Source organism: Sphingobium sp. CCH11-B1, from assembly GCF_001556865.1.
Taxonomy (GTDB): Bacteria; Pseudomonadota; Alphaproteobacteria; order Sphingomonadales; family Sphingomonadaceae; genus Sphingobium.
This window is the reverse complement of record NZ_LSJY01000036.1, coordinates 1-2,200: the sequence shown is the minus strand read 5'-3', so window position 1 is coordinate 2,200 and position 2,200 is coordinate 1. Positions and strand designations below refer to the sequence as shown.

At 67.7% G+C, this 2,200-nt stretch carries 3 protein-coding genes; all 3 read right to left on the bottom strand.

Translation table 11 applies throughout. From position 1 onward, the window contains the following. Positions 1-52: 52 nt before the first annotated feature. From AX724_RS04950 to AX724_RS04940, 3 genes are read right to left on the bottom strand one after another with little or no spacing between them, the layout of a single operon-like run. Complete coding sequence (locus AX724_RS04950; RefSeq protein WP_066764081.1) at positions 53-1,657, bottom strand: type IV secretory system conjugative DNA transfer family protein; 1,605 nt, start codon at positions 1,655-1,657, stop codon at positions 53-55. 1 nt (position 1,658) lies between these two features. Next, a complete protein-coding gene (locus tag AX724_RS04945; RefSeq protein WP_066764079.1) occupies positions 1,659-1,958 on the bottom strand; it encodes a hypothetical protein in 300 nt (99 codons plus the stop codon). Continuing rightward, positions 1,958-2,182 carry a conjugal transfer protein TraD gene (locus AX724_RS04940; protein ID WP_066764083.1) on the bottom strand — a complete coding sequence of 75 codons (225 nt, stop codon included), beginning with the start codon at positions 2,180-2,182 and terminating at the stop codon, positions 1,958-1,960. The genes AX724_RS04945 and AX724_RS04940 overlap by 1 nt, the downstream gene beginning before the upstream one ends. Positions 2,183-2,200 lie beyond the last annotated feature (18 nt).

Sequence of the window (2,200 nt, the reverse complement as noted above, 5' to 3'; positions counted from 1 at the left end):
TCAGTGTTCGTTCTTCAACCTGGCCAAAATCGCAGCTTCGGGCCGACTGGGCCTAGTAGCGCAGCTTGGCGGCGACGATCGGTCGCTGGCCGGCGAGGAACAGGAGCTGGCGATCGGGGCGTAGCGTGCGGACTTCATCGGGGGTGAGCAGCGCGCGGCCGACATTCTGCTGCCCGTAGGAGATCCCGGTTTCTTCCGCGTCGATCGCGCGGCTCATGGTCTCGAACACGACGGTTTCCTGCCCCGCCAGATCGGAGACGAGCTTGGCGCTGTCCTGATCGTTGACTCCGAACACCTGGAGGACGCCGGCGTTCGACAGAAAGGTGCCAGCGCGCTGGCCGTAAAGCGCGCGGAGCTGGTGGACGTCTTGGAGGATCGGCCAGAGCTGGACGCCATAACCCGCCATCAGCCCCATCGCGCGTTCAACCGGTTCGAGACGGCCGAGCGCCGCGAACTCGTCGAGCAGGAACAGTACCGGCCAAGGCGGACGACCGGGCGCGCGCGCCAGCTCGGTCAGGGCTTGCGCCACCATCAGCCGCAGCCAGCGGGCATAGCTGGCGAGCCGATCGGGTGGCAGCACGAGGAACACCGTCGCCGGCGCGTCCTTCAATCCGGCGAACGTGAAGTCCGAGCGTCCCAGCACCGCCGCCATGCGCGGGGAGTCGAGGAAATGCGTGTGGCGTTGCGCGGCCGACAGCACGCCGGCGGCTTCGCGGTCGGACTTGCCGAGCTGACGATTGGCGGCGCGCGCGACCAGGCCACCTTGCGCCTGCATCGCCGCGAGCTGCGCCGCCAATGCGGCCGGGGCAAGGGTCAGCCGGTCGCGCAGCGTATCCAGGGTGCGCGTCGCGGGCGGTTCGGTGGTGACGATGTGGAGCAGGATGCCGGCGATCAGCGCCTTGGCTTCCTCGTTCCAGTGCGCCTCGCCCGCTTCGCCGGGCGCATCGTGGACCAGTGCATCTGCCAGCGTCATGCAGTCGTCGGCGAGATCGAGGCCGTGCGGGTCGATCCGATCAAGCGGGTTGAACGCGGCCGAGGCGAGGCCGGTGACGCCGAATGGATCGAGGACATGGACCGCGCCGAACTTGCCGCGCTGGCGCGCGGCGATGCGGGCGTTCTCGCCTTTGGGGTCGATGCAGACGACCGCGAACGGATATTCCAGCAGGTTGGGGATGATCGTGCCGACACCCTTGCCGGTGCGGGTGGGTGCGATCGTCAGCAGATGGGCGGGACCGGCATAGCGCATCGGCTTGCCGGTCTTCACGTCGCGACCGATCAGCAGGCCGTGATCGTCGTTGAGCGCCTGGGCTTCCCCGGCTGTGGCAAAGCGGGCCGAACCATGCGTGTCGGCGCTATCACCATAGTCGAACCGGCGAAGCAGGGGCAGGACGAACATCCAGGCCGTGACCAGGACCACGGCACCGCTGATCCCGAACACGCCAAGCTGAGCGACGACGCCATTCTTGTCGAGGTCGAAAACCCAGATCGACAGCAGCAGCAGGGCGAACAGCCCGAGGAACAGCGCGACCGCGAACACGCCCATGCCGATGATGTGGCGGGCGAACCGGAAGGGGGCGAGCAGGAGGCCGAGCAGCGCCCACATAGGATTGGCGCGGGCGATGCGGGCGAGGTTACGGGTGGCGCGCGCGAGGCCCATGCTACCGGCTTTCCACGCCCGCCGTGGTCATGGGCGTGATCGCCGCCAGCGCGGGATTGGCGTCGGGATGATTGTAGAGCCGGTGCAGGATTTGCACCGTGAGGGCAGGGGACACCCCCTCATCCAGCAGCATGTCGAAAAACGCATCGTCGTTGGGCGTAGGGATCATGTCCTCGATGACGAGGTTGGCGCGCGACTCCGCCATGTCCTCGCGCCACATGGCGATTTCCGCCGACGTGCCGCGCGTGAAATCCATTGCCCGGACTTGCGCCCGCACCGCCTCGATATCGAAATCCGCCATCAGCTCGCCTCCGTCGTTTCGCCTTCCGCATCGAATGCCCGTTTGCCGCGCCGCTTCCACAGCGCCAGCACGTCCCCGGCATCATCGCCGCGCGCGCGTCCGGCGAGATCGAGCAGCGCGCCGTAGAGGGTGGCGCGATCGTCGTCGGTCAGTTCGACCAGGCCGGCTTTCTGGACCAGCCCGCCCAGCTCGATCAGATGGCGCGTTCGTTCGCGGCGTTGCACGACCCAGCCCCTGCTATC